Source organism: Streptomyces sp. NPDC054849 (assembly GCF_053610945.1).
The window spans coordinates 1-17,226 of the sequence record NZ_JBSGZI010000053.1 but is presented as its reverse complement, the minus strand read 5'-3'; the positions used below and the strand labels follow the sequence as shown (position 1 = coordinate 17,226).

Here is a 17,226-nt window from a genome sequence, read left to right as displayed (position 1 = left end):
CCCTACGCCCTCAGGAGCCGTGGAGGCGGTTCGCCGCTCCCACCGCGCGCAGCACGGCGGCCGCCTTGTTGCGGCACTCGTTGTCCTCCAGCTCGGGCACCGAGTCGGCCACGACACCGGCGCCGGCCTGCACGTACGCCGTGCCGTCGCGCAGCAGCGCGGTGCGGATGGCGATGGCCGTGTCGGAGTCCCCGGCGAAGTCCAGGTAGCCCACGCAGCCGCCGTAGAGGCCGCGGCGGGTGGGCTCCAGCTCCTCGATGATCTGCATGGCGCGGGGCTTGGGCGCGCCGGAGAGGGTGCCCGCCGGGAAGCACGCCGTGAGCACGTCGAAGGCGGTCCTGCCCTCGGCGACCCGCCCGGTGACGGTGGAGACGATGTGCATGACGTGCGAGTACCGCTCGATCTTCATGAAGTCGACGACCTCGACGGAGCCCGGCTCGCAGACCCGGCCGAGGTCGTTGCGGCCCAGGTCGACGAGCATGAGGTGCTCGGCCCGCTCCTTGGGGTCGGCCAGCAGCTCCTCGGCGAGGTCGTGGTCCTCCTGCGGGGTCGCGCCGCGGTGACGGGTGCCGGCGATGGGGTGGACCATGGCCCGCCCGTCCTCGACCTTGACCAGCGCCTCCGGGCTCGACCCGACCACGTCGAAGCCGTTCTCGAAGCGGAAGAGGTACATGTACGGGGACGGGTTGGTGGCCCGCAGCACCCGGTAGACGTCCAGCGCGGAGGCCCGGCAGGGGGTCTCGAACCGCTGCGAGGGCACCACCTGGAAGGCCTCGCCGGCCCGGATCCGCTCCTTGATGTCCTCGACGGCCGCCTGGTACTTCTCGCCGCCCCAGAGCGCGGAGAACTCGGGCAGCTCGGAGTCGGGCAGCGGGGCCGGCACGTACGGGGCGGGCCGCGCCAGGTCGGCCTCCATGGCGTCGAGGCGGGCCACGGCGTCCCCGTACGCCTCGTCCACGCCCGAGTCGAGGTCGTTGTGGTTGATGGCGTTGGCGATGAGCTGGACGGTGCCGTCCCAGTGGTCCAGGACCGCCAGGTCGGAGGTGAGGAGCATGGTCAGCTCGGGCAGCTGCAGGTCGTCGCCGCCGTGCTCGCCGATGCGCTCCAGACGGCGCACGATGTCGTAGCCGAGGTAGCCCACCATGCCGCCGGTGAAGGGGGGCATGCCGCCCGCCAGGTCGCGGGGGGTGTGCAGGGCCTCGACGGTGGCGCGCAGGGCTTCGAGGGGGTCGCCGTCGACGGGCACGCCGACGGGCGGGGTGCCGATCCAGTGCGCCCGGCCGTCGCGGGCGGTCAGGGTGGCGTCGCTGCGGACCCCGACGAAGGAGTAGCGGGACCAGGAGCGGCCGTTCTCGGCGGACTCCAGCAGGAAGGTGCCGGGGCGTTCGGCGGCCAGCTTCCGGTAGAGCCCGACGGGAGTGTCCCCGTCGGCCAGCAGCTTGCGGCTCACCGGGATGACGCGGCGGTCGGCCGCGAGCTTGCGGAACGTCTCAAGATCCATGGCGTGGGACCCTACCTAGTCGGCTGCGCGGAGGAGGACATCGTCGTCGAAGCAGGTACGGGCGCCGGTGTGACAGGCGGCCCCGACCTGGTCGACCTTGACGAGCACGGTGTCGGCATCGCAGTCGAGGGCGACGGACTTCACGTGCTGGAAGTGGCCGGAAGTGTCCCCCTTCACCCAGTACTCCTGGCGGCTGCGGGACCAGTAGGTGCAGCGGCCGGTGGTCAGCGTGCGGTGCAGGGCCTCGTCGTCCATCCAGCCGAGCATGAGCACCTCACCGGTGTCGTATTGCTGGGCGATGGCCGGTACCAGGCCGTCCGGAGAGCGCTTGAGGCGCGCGGCGACGGCGGGATCGAGGGCGCCGGGGCGGGGGGACGTACTCATGGGGCCATTGTGCCGGGCCGGGATGGGAGCAATGATCCTTGTCCGCCTGATGGGCGGGCGCGCGGCGTGTTCCGGCCGTAGGCTGGCGCACATGTCTACCCATGCGAAGCGTGAACGACTGCTGCTGGCGGACCTGTTGGAGGCGGCCGGTCCGGAGGCCCACACGCTGTGCTCCGGCTGGACCTGCCGGGAGCTGGCCGCGCACGTCGTCGTCCGGGAGCGGAGGCCGGACGCGGCGGGCGGAATCCTGCTGAACGTCCTGAAGGCCCGCCTGGACAAGGCGATGGAGGAGTACACGGCCAAGCCGTACGAGGAACTGCTCCGGCTGATCCGCACCGGCCCGCCGAGGATGTCGGTGTACGCGCTGAAGCCGCTGGACGAGGCGGCGAACGCGATCGAGTTCTACGTCCACGCGGAGGACGTCCGCCGGGCGCAGCCGGACTGGTCCCCGCGGGAGCTGGACCCGGTGTTCTCGGACGCGCTGTGGTCGCGCCTGGAGAAGCTGGCCCGCGTCACGGGCCGCCGTTCGCCGGTGGGCCTGGTGCTGCGCCGCCCGAACGGTCAGACGGCGGTGGCGCACAAGGGTGCGCCGGTGGTGACGGTGACCGGCGAGCCGGGTGAGCTGACGCTGTTCTGCTTCGGCCGCCAGGACGCTGCCGCCGTGACGCTGGACGGGGAGAAGGAGGCCGTCGCCAGGCTGACGGTGGCGGAGCTGGGCATCTAGCCTGGCCGGCCTGCGCATGATCCCGTCCCCGCTGCGGCCCGGTGGCCGCGCCTCAAACGCCGGCGGGGCTGGATTCGTCCCCCTGGCCGGAGGCGTGACCCTCGAGACCGGGCAGGGTGGTGGCTTCGGGTGGGGCGGTGCCCCTCCGGGGCTCTCCTCGGCTCGGCGCGTGCGACCACGTCTCGGCCAGACGGCCTGGGTTGCGCGCTCGTCCTGCGGGGAGCCCCGGAGTGTCCCCACCCCCAAGGCCTTCGGCTACGCGGCGGGCCGGCACCGCCGGGGTGGGGGTGTGGGGACCGGCGGATGGTGTCCCCACAGGACGAGCGCGCAACCACTACGCCCCGATCCCGACCCCGCCCAGGACGCACAACCCAGCCCCGCCGGCGTTTGAGGCGCGGCCACCGGGCCGCACCCGGGGCACCGCCGGCCAGGGCAAGGGCGGCCACCGGGCGCCAGACGGGTACGGACTAGCGGACGGGGTGGCCCGCTTCGCGGAGGGCCGTTTTGACCTCGGAGATCCGCAGGTCGCCGAAGTGGAACACCGAAGCCGCGAGCACCGCGTCGGCGCCCGCCGCGATCGCCGGGGCGAAGTGCGCGAGGTTGCCCGCGCCGCCGGAGGCGATCACCGGGACCGAGACGTGCTTGCGTACGGCCGCGATCATCTCGGTGTCGTAGCCGTCCTTGGTGCCGTCCGCGTCCATCGAGTTCAAGAGGATCTCCCCGGCTCCCAGTTCGGCCGCGCGGTGGGCCCACTCCACGGCGTCGATGCCGGTGCCCCGGCGGCCGCCGTGCGTGGTGACCTCGAAGGATCCCGTGTCGGTGCGGCGCGCGTCCACGGACAGGACGAGGACCTGCCGTCCGAAGCGCTCCGCGATCTCCTGGATGAGCTCGGGACGGGCGATGGCGGCGGTGTTCACGCCCACCTTGTCCGCGCCTGCCCGCAGCAGCTTGTCCACGTCGTCCGCGGTGCGGACGCCGCCGCCCACGGTCAGCGGGATGAAGACCTGCTCGGCGGTCCTGCGCACCACGTCGTACGTGGTCTCGCGGTTGCCGGAGGACGCGGAGATGTCGAGGAATGTCAGCTCGTCGGCGCCTTCGGCGTCGTACAGCTTGGCCATCTCCACCGGGTCGCCGGCGTCGCGCAGGTTCTGGAAGTTGACACCCTTGACGACCCGGCCGTTGTCCACGTCCAGGCAGGGGATCACGCGTACGGCGAGGCTCATCCGGACACCGCCTTGTACGCCTCTACCTCCACCTCGACGACCATCGACGGGTCGACGAAGCCGGAGACGATGAGCATCGTCGCGGCCGGGCGGACCGCGTCGAAGAGCTCCTTGTGCGCGCGGCCCACCTCTTCCACGTCGCGGGCGTGCGTCAGGTACATGCGGGTGCGCACCACGTCCTCGGGGCCGAGGCCGGCCTGGGCGAGGGCCTTGAAGGCGACGCCGAACGCCGCGATCGTCTGGTCGTACGGACCGCCCGCGTCGGCCGCGGTGCAGCCGGAGACGAGCACGAGGCCGTTCGGGAGCTGGACGGCACGGGAGTACGCGATGACGTCCTCGTAAGGGCCGCCGGAGGAGATGCGGCGTACATCGGAGGAGCTGCTCATGCGGAGACCACCTTCAGTGCTTCTTCCAGGGTGAAGGCCTTGGCGTACAGGGCCTTGCCGACGATCGCGCCTTCGACGCCCAGCGGTACCAGCTCGGCCAGCGCCCGCAGGTCGTCCAGGGAGGAGATGCCGCCGGAGGCCACGACGGGCCGGTCGGTGGCGGCGCAGACGTTCTTCAGCAGCTCCAGGTTGGGGCCGGTGAGCGTGCCGTCCTTGCCGATGTCGGTGACGACGTACCGGGCGCAGCCCTCGGAGTCCAGGCGCGCGAGCGTCTCGTACAGGTCGCCGCCCTCGCTGGTCCAGCCGCGGCCCTTGAGGGTGGTGCCGCGCACGTCGAGGCCGACCGCGATCCTGTCGCCGTGCTCGGCGATGGCCTTGGCGGCCCACTCGGGGGTCTCCAGGGCGGCGGTGCCCAGGTTGACGCGGGTGCAGCCGGTGGCGAGGGCCGCGGCGAGCGAGGCGTCGTCGCGGATGCCGCCGGAGAGCTCGACCTTGATGTCCATGGCGCCGGTGATCTCGGCGACCAGGGCGCGGTTGTCGCCGGTGCCGAAGGCGGCGTCGAGGTCGACCAGGTGGAGCCACTCGGCGCCGGAGCGCTGCCAGGCGAGGGCCGCCTCCAGCGGGGAGCCGTAGGACGTCTCGCTGCCGGACACCCCGTGCACGAGGCGGACGGCCTGGCCGTCACGGACGTCGACCGCGGGCAGGAGCTCCAGCTTGGCTGAGGACACGGTCATCACAGGGTCTCGATCCAGTTGGTGAGGAGCTGGGCGCCGGCGTCGCCGGACTTCTCGGGGTGGAACTGGGTGGCCCACAGGGCGCCGTTCTCCACCGCCGCGACGAAGCGCTCGCCGTGGGTGGCCCAGGTGACCTTGGGGGCGCGGATCAGCGGGTTGGTGACTTCGAGGGTCCAGTCCTTCGCCGCGTAGGAGTGCACGAAGTAGAACCGGGCGTCTGCGTCCAGGCCGGTGAAGGCCTGGCTGTCGGCCGGCGACTCGACGGTGTTCCAGCCCATGTGGGGGACGACCGGGGCCTTGAGCGGGCCGACCGTGCCGGGCCACTCGTCCAGGCCCTCGGTCTCGACGCCGTGCTCGATGCCGCGCTCGAAGAGGATCTGCATGCCGACGCAGATGCCCATGACCGGGCGGCCGCCGGAGAGCCGGCGGCCGACGATCCAGTCGCCGCGGGCGTCCTTGAGGCCCTTCATGCAGGCGGCGAAGGCGCCGACGCCGGGGACGAGGAGTCCGTCGGCGTCCATGGCCTTGTCGTAGTCGCGGGTGATCTCGACGTCGGCGCCGACGCGGGCGAGGGCGCGCTCGGCGGAACGGACGTTGCCGAAGCCGTAGTCGAAGACCACGACCTTCTTGGTGGGACGTGCTGTGCTCATTCCCAAATTCCCTGGATCCGCAGGACTCCGGCGGCGAGACACATCGCGGAGCCGATGGCGAGCAGCACGATGACCGACTTGGGCATCTGCTGCTTGTGGAAGGAGTAGACGCCGCCGGCCAGGAACAGGCCGAGGACGATCAGGATGGTGTTGAGGCCGTTCACGGCTAGAGGGCGCCCTTCGTGGAGGGCAGGATGCCGGCCGCCCGCGGGTCGAACTCGGCGGCGTACCGCAGGGCTCGCGCGAGGGCCTTGAACTGGCACTCCACGATGTGGTGGGCGTTGCGGCCGTACGGGACGTGGATGTGCAGGGCGATCTGGGCCTGCGCGACGAAGGACTCGAAGATGTGCCGCGTCATCGTCGTGTCGTACGTGCCGATCATCGGCGCCATGTTCTCGGGCTCGGTGTGCACGAGGTAGGGGCGGCCCGACAGGTCGACGGTCACCTGGGCGAGGGACTCGTCGAGCGGGACGGTGCAGTTGCCGAACCGGTAGATGCCCACCTTGTCGCCGAGGGCCTGCTTGAAGGCGGCGCCCAGCGCGAGGGCGGTGTCCTCGATGGTGTGGTGGGTGTCGATGTGCAGGTCGCCGTCGGTCTTGACCGTGAGGTCGAAGAGGCCGTGGCGGCCGAGCTGGTCGAGCATGTGGTCGTAGAAGCCCACGCCCGTCGAGACGTCGACCTGGCCGGTGCCGTCGAGGTTTATCTCGACGACGACCGAGGTCTCCTTGGTGGTCCGTTCGACCCGTCCGATGCGGCTCATGCGTGCTGCTCCTTCTTCAGTGCGCGAACCGCTTCCAGGAACGCGTCGTTCTCTGCCGGGGTGCCGGCGGTGACCCTCAGCCGGCCCGGTACGCCGTTGTCACGGACCAGGACGCCCTGGTCGAGGATCTTCTGCCAGGCGGTGTGCGCGTCCTCGAACTTCCCGAACTGGATGAAGTTCGCGTCGGACTCGGTGACCTCGTAGCCGATGGCCCGCAGTTCGACGACCAGGCGGTCGCGCTCGGCCTTGAGCTGCTCGACGTAGCCGAGGAGGGTGTCGGTGTGCTCCAGGGCGGCCAGCGCGGTGGCCTGGGTGACGGCCGACAGGTGGTACGGCAGGCGGACCAGCTGGACGGCGTCCACGACGGCGGGGTGCGCGGCGAGGTAGCCCAGGCGCAGGCCGGCGGCGCCGAAGGCCTTGGACATGGTCCGGGAGACCACCAGGTTCGGGCGGCCCTCGATGAGGGGCAGCAGCGAGTCGCGGTGGCTGAACTCCACGTACGCCTCGTCCACGACGACGAGGGAGGGCTTGGCCGCCTGGGCTGCCTCGTAGAGGGCGAGGACGGTCTCCGCCTCGACGGCGGTACCCGTGGGGTTGTTGGGCGAGGTGATGAAGACGACGTCGGGGGCGTTCTCGGCGATCGCCTGCTCCGCCGCCTCCACGTCGATGGTGAAGTCGTCGCGGCGCGGGCCGGAGATCCACCCGGTGCCGGTGCCGCGGGAGATCAGCGCGTGCATCGAGTACGAGGGCTCGAAGCCGATCGCGGTGCGGCCGGGCCCGCCGAAGGTCTGCAGCAGCTGCTGGATGACCTCGTTGGAGCCGTTGGCGGCCCAGACGTTCTCCCGCGCGACCGGGTGCCTGCCCGTACGGGTGAGGTAGGCGGCGAGCTCGGTGCGCAGCTCGACCGCGTCCCGGTCGGGGTAGCGGTTGAGGGTGCGGGCGGCGTCGGCGACGCGCTCGGCGATGCGCCGTACGAGCTCCTCGGGCAGCTCGTACGGGTTCTCGTTGGTGTTGAGCTGGACGGGTACGTCGAGCTGCGGTGCGCCGTAGGGGCTCTTGCCGCGCAGCTCGTCCCGGATGGGGAGGTCGTCGATCCCGATGTTCGCCGTCATGCGGTCGGCACCTTCCATCCGAAGCGCGCCTTCAGGGCGGCGCCGTGCGCGGGCAGGTCCTCGGCCTCGGCCAGCGTCACCACGTGGTGGGCGACCTCGGCGAGGGCGTCGCGCGTGTAGTCGACGATGTGGATGCCGCGCAGGAAGGACTGTACGGACAGGCCCGAGGAGTGGCAGGCGCAGCCGCCGGTGGGCAGCACGTGGTTCGACCCGGCGCAGTAGTCGCCGAGCGAGACCGGGGCCCACGGGCCGACGAAGATCGCGCCGGCGTTGCGTACGCGGGCGGCCCAGGCGGCGGCGTCGGCGGTCTGGATCTCCAGGTGCTCGGCGCCGTACGCGTCGACGACCTTGAGGCCGTCCTCCAGGCTGTCGACCAGCACGATCGCGGACTGCCTGCCGGCGAGGGCGGGCTTGATCCGGTCCTCGACGTGCTTGGTCGCGGCGACCTGCGGCTCCAGCTCCCGCTCGACGGCGTCCGCGAGCTCCGGGGAGTCCGTGACGAGGACCGCCGCGGCGAGCGGGTCGTGCTCGGCCTGGCTGATCAGGTCGGCGGCGACGTGCACCGGGTCGGCCGTGGAGTCGGCCAGGACCGCGATCTCGGTCGGACCGGCCTCGGTGTCGATGCCGATCTTCCCGGTGAAGTAGCGCTTGGCCGCGGCGACCCAGATGTTGCCGGGGCCGGTCACCATGTTGACCGGCAGGCAGTCCTCGGTGCCGTACGCGAACATCGCGACGGCGACGGCGCCGCCGGCCGCGTACACCTCGTCCACGCCGAGCAGCGCGCACGCGGCGAGGATCGTCGGGTGCGGCAGGCCGCCGAACTCCTTCTGCGGTGGGGACGCGAGCGCGATCGACTCGACGCCCGCCTCCTGGGCCGGTACGACGTTCATGACGACGGAGGAGGGGTACACCGAGCGGCCGCCCGGGGCGTACAGCCCCACGCGCTCCACCGGAACCCACTTCTCGGTCACCGTGCCGCCGGGGACCACCTGGGTGGTGTGCTCGGTGCGGCGCTGGCTCCGGTGCACGATCCGGGCGCGCCGGATCGACTCCTCCAGGGCGGCGCGGACGGCCGGGTCCAGCTGCTCCAGGGCGGCCTTGATCGCCTCCGCGGGTACCCGGACCTGCGAGAGCTCGACCCCGTCGAACTTCTGCGCGTACTCGATCAGCGCCGCCGTGCCACGATGATGGACGTCCTCGCAGATGGGCCGCACCTTCTCCAGGGCAGCTTCTACGTCGAACTCGGCACGGGGCAGCAGATCGCGCAGGGCGCCGCCCTCGGGGAGGGCGTCACCGCGCAGGTCGATACGAGAGATCACCTCACAATTCTCTCAGACCGCCTCGCGCCACCGTCCGCCTGTATCACTGGCTGATACACGCCCCGGATGTCACAGGCCCCGGATAGCTTTGATCACAGCGATCATTGACGGCGTGCAGGGGACAGCGGAGGGGGGCCGCCTTGACCGAGGCGCGCGCAGGCGAGGAACCGGCGGATCTCTCCGCTGCCGAGCGCCGGATGTGGGACGCGTACCGCACGGGGAGCGTCTGCGATCTCAGCGCCCGCGCCGCCGACCAGGACGATCCGCACGCCGACCACGTGTGGGGTCCCGGCCGCAGCGTCCGGGCCGGGGTGGTGGCCCTGCTGCTGCTCCACGGACCGCCGCCGGTGCCGGGCCGGGTGGCCTCGCTCAAGCTGCGCGGCGTGCGGATCAGCGGGCGGCTCGATCTGTCCGGCGGCACGGTGGCCCCGTACATGGAGCTCCAGTCCTGCCGCTTCGACAGCGAGATCCAGCTGTCGGAGGCCCGCTTCGGCACGCTCCGCATGATCAACTGTGCGGTCCCCCGGCTGGAGGCGGCCCGCCTGCACACCGAGGGTGATCTGCACCTGCCGCGTTGCCGCGTGGCGCGCGGTATCCGGCTGACCGACGCCCAGATCGGCACCGACCTGCTGATCAGCCAGGCCGTGGTGCAGCGGGACACCAAGGGCCGGGCGATCGCCGCCGACGGGATGTCGGTGGCGCAGGACTTCCAGGGCGAGCTGCTGGAGACGTACGGCGAGGTGAGCCTGCGCGGCGCGAAGGTCGGCGTGTCGATGAACCTGCGCGGGGCCCGTCTGCGCAATCCGTACGGGCGATGGGCGCTCAACGCCCCTCAGCTGACCGTCGAGCGGACCCTCTACCTGACCGCGATCGCGCGGGACTACGTGCCGGGCGGGGGCTCCTCCACTCCCCCGTACGGGGTGGGGGCGACGCCGGCGCGCGGGCAGCGGGCCCAGCGCTTCGAGTGCCGGGGCGGGCTGCGGCTGGACGACGGCCGGTTCGGGGACGCCATCGACTTCTACGGTGCGCGGTTCATGCTCACCGAGGAGCAGGAGATATCCCTGCGCCGGATCCAGACCCCTGAGTTCCGCTTCGTCGGCGAGCGGCCCGAGCGCGGGCGGGTGGTGGTGTCCGGGGCCAAGGTGGTCAAGCTCGTCGACACCTCCACGAGCTGGCCGGGCCCGGGCGGGGTGTCCATCGAGGGCTTCGTCTACGAGAACCTGGCGCCCCGGGGCCACTTCCCGCTCTCCCGCCGGCTGGACTGGGTGGCGGCGGCCACGCCCGAGTACTCGCCGGAGCCGTACGAGCGGCTGGCCGCCGTACTGCGGGCCAGCGGGGAGGACGCAGACGCCCGCGAGGTGCTGCTGGCCAAGCAGCGGCGGCGCCGGGCCACGCTGCCGCCGGGGCCGAAGGCGTGGGGGTACCTCCAGGACTGGACGGTGGTCTACGGGTACCGGCCGGGCCGGGCCGCGCTGTGGATGGCGGTGCTGTGGGCGGCGGGCGCGCTGCTCTTCTCCCAGCTCGATCCCCCGGCGATCAAGGAGAACGAGCATCCGCAGTGGAGCGCCGCCCTGTACGCGCTGGACCTGCTGCTGCCCGTCATCGACCTCGGCCAGCAGGGCCAGTGGAAGCTGGAGGGGGGCTGGCAGTGGGGTGCGGCGGCTCTCGTCATCATGGGCTGGATCCTGGCCACGACGGTGGCGGCGGGGGCCTCCAGGCTGCTGAGGCGTGGGTGACGGGGCCGGTCCGGCCATTACCCTGTGCCTCGTGACCACCGTTCGCCTGCCCCTCTTCCCGCTGAACTCGGTGCTGTTCCCGGGACTCGTCCTCCCGCTGAACGTCTTCGAGGAGCGCTATCGCGCCATGATGCGCGAGCTGCTGAAGACGGGAGAGGACGAGCCGCGCCGTTTCGCCGTCGTCGCGATCCGTGACGGCCGGGAGGTCGCGCCGACCGCGCCCGGCCTGCCGGACCAGACGGCCGTGCCGGAGCGGGGCCCCGCCGCGGGTTTCGGACCCGACCCGATCCAGGCCTTCCACCGGGTGGGCTGCATCGCGGACGCGGCGACGATCCGGGAGCGGGAGGACGGCAGCTTCGAGGTCCTGGCGACCGGCACCACGCGGGTCCGGCTGCTCTCGGTGGACTCCTCGGGCCCCTTCCTGACGGCGGAACTGGAAGAGATCGCGGAGGACTCGGGCGACGGCGCGGGCGTGCTGGCCGAGGGGGTGCTGCGGGCCTTCCGCAACTACCAGAAGCGGCTGGCCGGAGCCCGCGAGCGGTCCCTGACGAGCGCGGAACTCCCCGACGAGCCGTCGGTGGTCTCCTACCTGGTGGCAGCGGCGGCGGTGCTGGACATCCCGGCGAAGCAGCGGCTGCTGCAGGCCCCGGACACGGCGACCCGGCTGGCGGAGGAACTGAAACTGCTGCGCACGGAGACGGCGGTGATCCGCCACCTCCCGTCCCTGCCGGCGGTGGATCTGACCCGTACCCCGACGAGCCCGAACTGACGGATCACCGATGGCGAAGAAGACCAGGCAGGCGGCGAAGCAGGCGGCCGGCACCCCGGCGATCGTCGCCCTGACGGCGGCGGGCGTCCCGTTCACCACGCACGCGTACGAGCACGACCCTGCGCATCCCTCCTACGGGGAGGAGGCCGCGCAGGCCCTCGGCGTCTCACCGGGCCAGGTCTTCAAGACCCTCGTCGCCGACGTGGACGGGGTCCTGACGGTGGCGGTGGTCCCGGTCTCTGGGTCGCTGGACCTGAAGGCGCTGGCGACGGCGGTCGGCGGGAAGCGGGCGGCGATGGCGGATCCCGCACTGGCGGAGCGCACGACGGGCTACGTCCTGGGCGGCATCTCCCCACTGGGGCAGCGCAAGCGGCTGCGCACGGTGGTCGACGCCTCGGCTTCGGCGCACGCCACGATCTGCTGCTCGGCGGGCCGTCGCGGCCTCGAGATCGAACTTGCCCCCTCGGACCTGACCGCCCTCACGGACGCCAGGGTGGCCCCGATCGCCCGGCCTTGAGGCCGCTTCAGGGCCGCTCGTAGGCCTGGAGCACGCCACCGACGGAGAAGCACAGTGCACCGCACAGCGTGCCCCAGTCGGCGATGTCGGCGTTGAGCGGGCTTCCGGTGGCCGGCCGGGTGAACGCGGCCAGCGCCGAGACCATGAACAGCACCGACCCGAGCTGATTGACGGCGACGACCCACCAGCCGAGGCTGCGCGAGCGCAGGCAGGGCCGGAAGCGGTGGCAGATCTCGACGAACGACAGGTGCCCCGAGATCAGGAACAGCACGCATCCGATCACGTCGGGAGTCCAGATCAGCCGGTTGATCTGCTGAGCGGAGAGCCCCTGGAGGAAGGAGTCCAACAGGTTGACGGCGAACACGAGCGTCCCGACGAACAGCACGAACGTGCTCAGCCAGTCCAGGCGCATCGGCTCGTACCCCCACCACCTCCACGCGGCCGTGACCAGTCGCCCGCCCTCCCCGGAGTGGCGGGGCGCGTTCAGCACCTGCAGGAGCGAGACGTAGCCCCCGGTGTTGAAGAACAGGCCCCCCGCGAAGTAGATCGCGGCGCTCTCGGCCGCGTCGCCCCAGCCGAACTGGGACACCGCGGCGCCGAGGGCGAAGAGTGCCCCGCCGACGACGAACGCACCCGAGGCGACTGCATTGAGTCGTCGGAGGCGGCCGAGGGCCTCGGCATCGGCGGTCGAGGTTCCGTCGCCCGCGCCGCCCGTCCCGCGGACCGACAGTGCCCCACGCCTGCGCGCGAGCCGCGACTCCCACACCACCGTTCCTCCCTCCGGGCGGTGCCAGGTGAGCCGGGTGGTGAACGGTCCTGCGCCTTCGGCGCGCTGCTCGGGCTGTCCCACGGCCCGAGCGTAGTGCGGTGTGCAGCCCCCGAACGGGCAGCGAAACGTACCTTTCCTCCCCTGACGGCGCGGCCGGGTCCGGCGTCCCGGGAACAGCCGCCACCCGGAGCGGTCAGGCGCGCGGGGCCTCGGGCGCCGTGGGACCGGCTTCGGCGGGCGGCGACTGCACCGGCTGCTCCGGCTGCTCCGGCTGCCGCGCAGAGTCCTCCGGAGGCGCCTGGTGGTAGCCGGACCAGCCGTACAGCGGGGACGGCTCGGGATCGCGCGGCGACCACAGTGCCGTGAGGCCGAGGTGAAGCAGGATCGCGGTCATCGGCCAGGCCAGCAGCGCCCCGTGCGCCAGCAGCTGCAGCGGCGCGTCGAACGCAACCCCCTTGCCCGCCTTCGCCGCGGCGGCGGCCAGATCCGACGACGGCCCCAGCCACAGCCCGAACCGCCAACCCCCCAGCGCGGCGAAGCCGGAGCCCACCGCGAGGCCGATCACCAGCGGCACGCCGCCGCGCCGCCGCCACAGGAACGTCCCGACGGCGCTCAGCACGCCCAGTCCCACCGACAGCAGGAAGAAGGTCCCGTCGGCCGCGATCCGCGCCTCGCTCTCGCTGTTGCGCAGGAACACGGCCTCCCCGTTGGAGACGTACTGCACCCGCGGCGCCAGCCACACCCACAGCAGTCCGAGGAGCAGCCCGGCCACGCCGACCACCAGGGCGACGACGGCCCCGTCCCGGACGTCCTGCGGGGTGACGGCCCCGGAGGACCCACCCGGCTTCTCGGGCGGGAGCGACGGCGGGTCGAACGGGGACGGCGGGGTCACGGCTTCGGTCACCCCCACATCGTGCCAGGTGCGCCCGGCGACGACATCGGCGGACCGCGTCAGCGGACCGCGGCCCGCCGGTACGCCCACGTGGCGACGGTCAGCGAGAGGACTCCGACCGCCCCGCAGACGCCGAGGTCGAAGGCGACGGCCACCCAGTCGGGCTCGGGGGCGAAGGTCTGCGCGAAGGCCTCCACCCCGTACGTCGAGGGCAGCAGGTCCCTGGCCCACACGATCACGTCGGGCATCCGCTCGGGCGGCAGCACCCCCAGCAGCAGCGCGGCCGACATCCCGAGCTGCCCGGCGAGGGTGGCCAGCTCCTGCCGCGGCGCGAGCAGCCCCAGCGCCGCGCCGAGCCCGGCGAGTGCGGCCCCGGCCAGCGGCACCACCGCGGCCAGGATCCACAGCCCGCCCATCGGCAGGCCGAAGAGCAGACAGCCGAAGACGGCGGTGACCAGCGTCCCCGGCAGCGTGAAGGAGGCGTACGCGGCGGCGGCGCCCAGCACCACGGACGCGGGCGGCACCGGCAGGGTGGCGTAGTGGTCGAGCCCCCCGCCGGCCCGCAGTTGCCCGAAGTACTGCGCGAGCAGGTTCAGGGCGACGAAGGCGACGACCAGCACCGAGGACCCGGCGACCACGGCCCGGGCCTCCGAGCCCCCGTCGACCACGCCGCGCATCAGGATCATGATCCCGACGGACTGGAAGGTGGCCACGAACAGCAACGGGATCCGGGCGACCCGCGCCCGGGACAGCTGCGCCCGGTACACGGCGGCCAGTGCGGGGAAGAACCGCGCCTTCGGCGCGAGCACGCCCACGACGGTGTCCACGGGTGTAGTGGTCACTGATGTGGTGGTCACGACTTCACCAGCCCCTTCATCCGCCCGCCGAGCGCGAGATAGACGTCCTCCAGGCTCGGTGTCGCCAGCGTGAAGTCGTCGAGGGCGGCGAAGGCCGGCCCGCCGGTGACGGCGGCCACCGCGGCCCGTGCCTCGTCCGGCGCCAGTCGCAGCACCCAGCGGCGCCCGGACTCGGCGGCCCGCGGCGCAAGCGATGCGACCTCCGGCACCTCCAGCGGCGGGGCGGACCGCCACACGAGCTCCAGCCGGACCTCGCCCGGGACACTGGCCTTCAGTCCGGCCGGTGTGTCGCAGGCGATGACCCTGCCCTGGTCGATGACGGCGACCCGGTCGAGGACGGTCTCGGCCTCGATGACGTTGTGGGTGACGAGCAGGACCGTCGCGCCGTGCCGGGCGCGCCGCCGGTCCACGGCCGACCACACGGCCCGCCGGGCCACCGGGTCCATGCCGGTGGTGGGCTCGTCGAGGACCAGTACGGGCCGCTCCCCCACCAGCGCGGCGGCGAAGCAGGCCAGGCGGCGCTGGCCGCCGGAAAGTTTCTTCAGGGGCCGTCCGGCGATCGGCGTCAGCCCGAGTTCGTCCAGTACGGCGTCGCGCGCGGCCCGCGCGTCCCGTGCACCGAGCCCGCGCAGCCGCCCGGTGGTCTCGGCGGCCAGCGCCACCGTGAGCTCGTCCAGGGCGGTGGATTCCTGCCCCAGGTAGGCGAGCAGCCGGGACGCCCGCTGGGGGTGGCGTACGAGGTCGTGGCCGAGCAGGGTCACGGAGCCCGCGTCGGGCCGCATCAGGCCGGTGAGCTGGCGGACCAGGGTGGACTTGCCGGCGCCGTTCGGGCCGAGCAGGCCGAAGATCTCGCCGCGCCGGACGTCCAGGGAGATTCCGTCGTTGGCGCGGGTCTCGGGCAGGGCGGGGGCCCCGCGCCGTCCGCGGACCGCGGGATACGTCTTGACGAGGTCTCGCACCGCGCAGATCACGTCGGACGCCGCTCCCGCGGCTGCCGCCGTGCCGTTGTGCGCCTGTGCTGTGCCCGTACTCACGAGGGAGCAGCCTACGGGGTTCCCGCCCCTACTCGGCCGCCGGGGTCAGCGGGCCGGCGGCGTCGCCGGGGCCCGTTACCGGTGCGGCGGCCGGTACGGCGGCCACGTGCTCGGCGGCGGCACGGACGTCGATCTCCCTCCAGAACCCGGCGCGGATGGCGTACCGGTCGTGCTCGTCGATCTGGTCGTCCTTGTGCGCGAGCAGGCCGAACCGGGCGGCGTAGCGCAGCAGCTCACCGTCGATCCGGTGCGGGATGCGCGGGTACATCGTGGCCAGCTTCTGCAGGTGCACGGTCTCCGGGAGCCGTTCCATCCACCGCCGGGCGAACACCTGTCCCACCTCGAACGGGTCGCCGCCGACGGTGGTGATGTCCTCCTCCCGGTCCGCCCAGCGCTGCTCGGCGCTGGTGAGCTGGGCGAGGGTGGGCAGCGAGGCGGTCTCGGCGGGTTCGCCGAGGGGTCCGGCCCGGTCGATCCAGCCCTTGTCGGAGGACCAGCGGAGGGCGCTGGCCGGGGCCGGGCCGCCGGTGCCGGGCCCGGTCTGCGCGCCGGCCTGGTGGCCGGGGGCCCGCAGGGCTCCGGCGAGGTCCTTGGGCGTGGGTACGGACTTGCCCCCGGGGGTGGTCGGCGCCGGTACGGGGACTCCCTCCCGCTCGTCGTCGCCGGTGGCGGCGGTGCCGTTGCGGGCCGCCTCGGCGAGCGCCGCCTCGGGCAGCGGGGCCGAGAGGATGGCGGCGATGTCGGGGCGCGGCGCGGGCGGCGGGGAGCACAGGCCGGTGAGGTCCTTGGCGCGGACGGCCCGGGTGATCCAGGCCCGGTCCAGAACGCGGCGTTCGTCGGCCTCGGCGACGAGGTCCTCGGACTGGTTGTAGTCCCCGTCGGCGGCCTGGACGGCCCACAGGTGCACGGCGACGCCGTGTTCCTTGGCGGACATCAGGCCGGGCAGCAGGTCGCCGTCGCCGGTGACCAGGACCACGTCGGAGCATGCGCGGTTGCGGGCCAGCTCGGTGAGCTCGGCGTGCATGGCGGCGTCGACGCCCTTCTGCGCCCAGCGGCCGTCGCTCCGGGTCAGCGCCCCCAGCCGGACGGTGACGCGGGGCATGACGCGCAGCCGCCGGTGTTCGGGCTGCGGCACCCGGTCGGGTGCGCCGTCGAACCAGTAGATGCGCAGCAGGGGCTGCTCGGTGTCGGCCTCGGCCCGCTCGCGCAGGCCCTGGATGAGGGCGGCATGGTCGACGGTGATCCGGGAGCGGGAGGGCTCCCCGGCGAGAAGGCTGGCGGCGGCACCCAGCAGGTAGCCGGCGTCCACCAGGACGACGCAGCGGTCCACGCGTTCCACCCTCTTCCCTGGGGGTCCTCTGTGTTTTTCGGCGGGTGCCCCGAGTCTGCCCGACCTCAAGGGTGTTGAAGGCCGGAACTCGATCATCGGCGTGGCGGATCTCACGGTGCGCGGGGGGAAGGGGCATCACCACGCGCAGTAATGATCCAAAATGCGCGCTTTCCAGCGCTGTGTGAGTGTGAAGGCGGTCCTGGCCCCTAGACCCTCACGGAGGCTCCACCATGGCCAAGAACAAGCAGCAGAAGCAGCCGAAGCAGCAGGCCCGCTCCTCGCAGGATCCGTCGAAGACCTCGGCCGATTCCTCGACCGAGTCGATGCATCCGTCGCCCAGTCCGATGGATCTGGCCCACAAGAGCAAGCAGAAGAAGTTCGGCCACAACTGACGCCCGCACTCTGTGACGGTGAAGGGCCTGCCCGGCATCGCCGGGTCTGTACGGTCAACGGTGTAACTCCCGATCAAGGAAGTAGCACCTGATGAGCGACGTGACTGTCTCGGTCGAGGCGGTTGAAGAGGTCCGGC

Annotated in this window: 20 protein-coding genes; 5 read left to right on the top strand and 15 right to left on the bottom strand. The window is 72.6% G+C overall.

What is annotated here, in order from left to right; genetic code table 11:
* Positions 1–10 precede the first annotated feature (10 nt).
* Together ACWGIF_RS22430 and hisI are read right to left on the bottom strand one after the other, a co-directional pair.
* Positions 11–1,501, bottom strand: a complete 1,491-nt coding sequence (locus tag ACWGIF_RS22430) for an anthranilate synthase component I (RefSeq protein WP_453500001.1) — start codon at positions 1,499–1,501, stop codon at positions 11–13.
* A 15-nt stretch (positions 1,502–1,516) separates the two neighbouring features.
* On the bottom strand, positions 1,517–1,885 hold the full coding sequence (gene hisI / locus ACWGIF_RS22425) for a phosphoribosyl-AMP cyclohydrolase (RefSeq protein WP_453499999.1): 369 nt from the start codon (positions 1,883–1,885) through the stop codon (positions 1,517–1,519).
* 91 nt (positions 1,886–1,976) lie between these two features.
* Between hisI and ACWGIF_RS22420 the strand changes: the two genes are divergently transcribed.
* Positions 1,977–2,609, top strand: coding sequence for a TIGR03085 family metal-binding protein (locus ACWGIF_RS22420; protein ID WP_453499997.1), 633 nt, complete (start codon positions 1,977–1,979; stop codon positions 2,607–2,609).
* Between the two features lie 467 nt (positions 2,610–3,076).
* Here the strand turns inward: ACWGIF_RS22420 and hisF are convergent, their stop codons facing one another.
* Genes hisF through hisD form a run of 8 tightly spaced genes read right to left on the bottom strand, consistent with a single transcriptional unit; the run spans position 3,077 to position 8,793 of the window.
* Entirely contained in the window at positions 3,077–3,832 is a 756-nt protein-coding gene (gene hisF, locus ACWGIF_RS22415; protein WP_453499995.1) for an imidazole glycerol phosphate synthase subunit HisF, read from the bottom strand.
* A complete protein-coding gene (locus tag ACWGIF_RS22410; protein ID WP_453499993.1) occupies positions 3,829–4,218 on the bottom strand; it encodes a RidA family protein in 390 nt (129 codons plus the stop codon). The genes hisF and ACWGIF_RS22410 overlap by 4 nt, the downstream gene beginning before the upstream one ends.
* Positions 4,215–4,952 carry a bifunctional 1-(5-phosphoribosyl)-5-((5-phosphoribosylamino)methylideneamino)imidazole-4-carboxamide isomerase/phosphoribosylanthranilate isomerase PriA gene (gene priA, locus ACWGIF_RS22405; protein WP_326591419.1) on the bottom strand — a complete coding sequence of 246 codons (738 nt, stop codon included), beginning with the start codon at positions 4,950–4,952 and terminating at the stop codon, positions 4,215–4,217. Before priA ends, ACWGIF_RS22410 begins: the two co-directional genes overlap by 4 nt.
* Positions 4,952–5,602: an imidazole glycerol phosphate synthase subunit HisH gene (hisH, locus tag ACWGIF_RS22400; RefSeq protein ID WP_453499991.1), complete on the bottom strand. Its 651-nt coding sequence runs from the start codon at positions 5,600–5,602 to the stop codon at positions 4,952–4,954. Before hisH ends, priA begins: the two co-directional genes overlap by 1 nt.
* Positions 5,599–5,766, bottom strand: a complete 168-nt coding sequence (locus ACWGIF_RS22395) for a hypothetical protein (protein ID WP_360890602.1) — start codon at positions 5,764–5,766, stop codon at positions 5,599–5,601. Before ACWGIF_RS22395 ends, hisH begins: the two co-directional genes overlap by 4 nt.
* A 2-nt stretch (positions 5,767–5,768) precedes the next feature.
* Entirely contained in the window at positions 5,769–6,362 is a 594-nt protein-coding gene (gene hisB, locus ACWGIF_RS22390; protein ID WP_326591415.1) for an imidazoleglycerol-phosphate dehydratase HisB, read from the bottom strand.
* Positions 6,359–7,474 (bottom strand): histidinol-phosphate transaminase, encoded by a 1,116-nt coding sequence (locus ACWGIF_RS22385; protein ID WP_453499989.1) that lies wholly within the window; start codon positions 7,472–7,474, stop codon positions 6,359–6,361. Before ACWGIF_RS22385 ends, hisB begins: the two co-directional genes overlap by 4 nt.
* Positions 7,471–8,793, bottom strand: coding sequence for a histidinol dehydrogenase (gene hisD / locus ACWGIF_RS22380; protein ID WP_453499987.1), 1,323 nt, complete (start codon positions 8,791–8,793; stop codon positions 7,471–7,473). Before hisD ends, ACWGIF_RS22385 begins: the two co-directional genes overlap by 4 nt.
* A 140-nt stretch (positions 8,794–8,933) precedes the next feature.
* On the opposite strand from hisD, the gene ACWGIF_RS22375 reads away from it, so the two are divergent.
* Genes ACWGIF_RS22375 through ybaK form a run of 3 tightly spaced genes read left to right on the top strand, consistent with a single transcriptional unit; the run spans position 8,934 to position 11,815 of the window.
* Entirely contained in the window at positions 8,934–10,529 is a 1,596-nt protein-coding gene (locus ACWGIF_RS22375) for an oxidoreductase (RefSeq protein ID WP_453499985.1), read from the top strand.
* A 31-nt stretch (positions 10,530–10,560) separates the two neighbouring features.
* A complete protein-coding gene (locus ACWGIF_RS22370) occupies positions 10,561–11,298 on the top strand; it encodes an LON peptidase substrate-binding domain-containing protein (protein WP_453499983.1) in 738 nt (245 codons plus the stop codon).
* A 10-nt stretch (positions 11,299–11,308) separates the two neighbouring features.
* Positions 11,309–11,815, top strand: coding sequence for a Cys-tRNA(Pro) deacylase (ybaK, locus tag ACWGIF_RS22365; protein ID WP_453499981.1), 507 nt, complete (start codon positions 11,309–11,311; stop codon positions 11,813–11,815).
* Positions 11,816–11,822: 7 nt separating this feature from the next.
* Here ybaK and ACWGIF_RS22360 read toward each other — a convergent pair whose 3' ends face one another.
* The 5 genes from ACWGIF_RS22360 to ACWGIF_RS22340 all read right to left on the bottom strand — a co-directional run bounded on the left by ACWGIF_RS22360 (position 11,823) and on the right by ACWGIF_RS22340 (position 16,706).
* Positions 11,823–12,665: a hypothetical protein gene (locus tag ACWGIF_RS22360; RefSeq protein WP_453499979.1), complete on the bottom strand. Its 843-nt coding sequence runs from the start codon at positions 12,663–12,665 to the stop codon at positions 11,823–11,825.
* A 112-nt stretch (positions 12,666–12,777) separates the two neighbouring features.
* Positions 12,778–13,488, bottom strand: coding sequence for a hypothetical protein (locus tag ACWGIF_RS22355; protein ID WP_453499977.1), 711 nt, complete (start codon positions 13,486–13,488; stop codon positions 12,778–12,780).
* 47 nt (positions 13,489–13,535) lie between these two features.
* Positions 13,536–14,333, bottom strand: coding sequence for an ABC transporter permease (locus tag ACWGIF_RS22350; RefSeq protein ID WP_453499975.1), 798 nt, complete (start codon positions 14,331–14,333; stop codon positions 13,536–13,538).
* Positions 14,330–15,367, bottom strand: coding sequence for an ABC transporter ATP-binding protein (locus ACWGIF_RS22345; protein ID WP_453499973.1), 1,038 nt, complete (start codon positions 15,365–15,367; stop codon positions 14,330–14,332). Before ACWGIF_RS22345 ends, ACWGIF_RS22350 begins: the two co-directional genes overlap by 4 nt.
* Before the next feature lie 28 nt (positions 15,368–15,395).
* Entirely contained in the window at positions 15,396–16,706 is a 1,311-nt protein-coding gene (locus ACWGIF_RS22340; protein WP_453499971.1) for an NYN domain-containing protein, read from the bottom strand.
* 221 nt (positions 16,707–16,927) lie between these two features.
* On the opposite strand from ACWGIF_RS22340, the gene ACWGIF_RS22335 reads away from it, so the two are divergent.
* Positions 16,928–17,089, top strand: a complete 162-nt coding sequence (locus ACWGIF_RS22335; RefSeq protein WP_453499969.1) for a hypothetical protein — start codon at positions 16,928–16,930, stop codon at positions 17,087–17,089.
* Positions 17,090–17,226 lie beyond the last annotated feature (137 nt).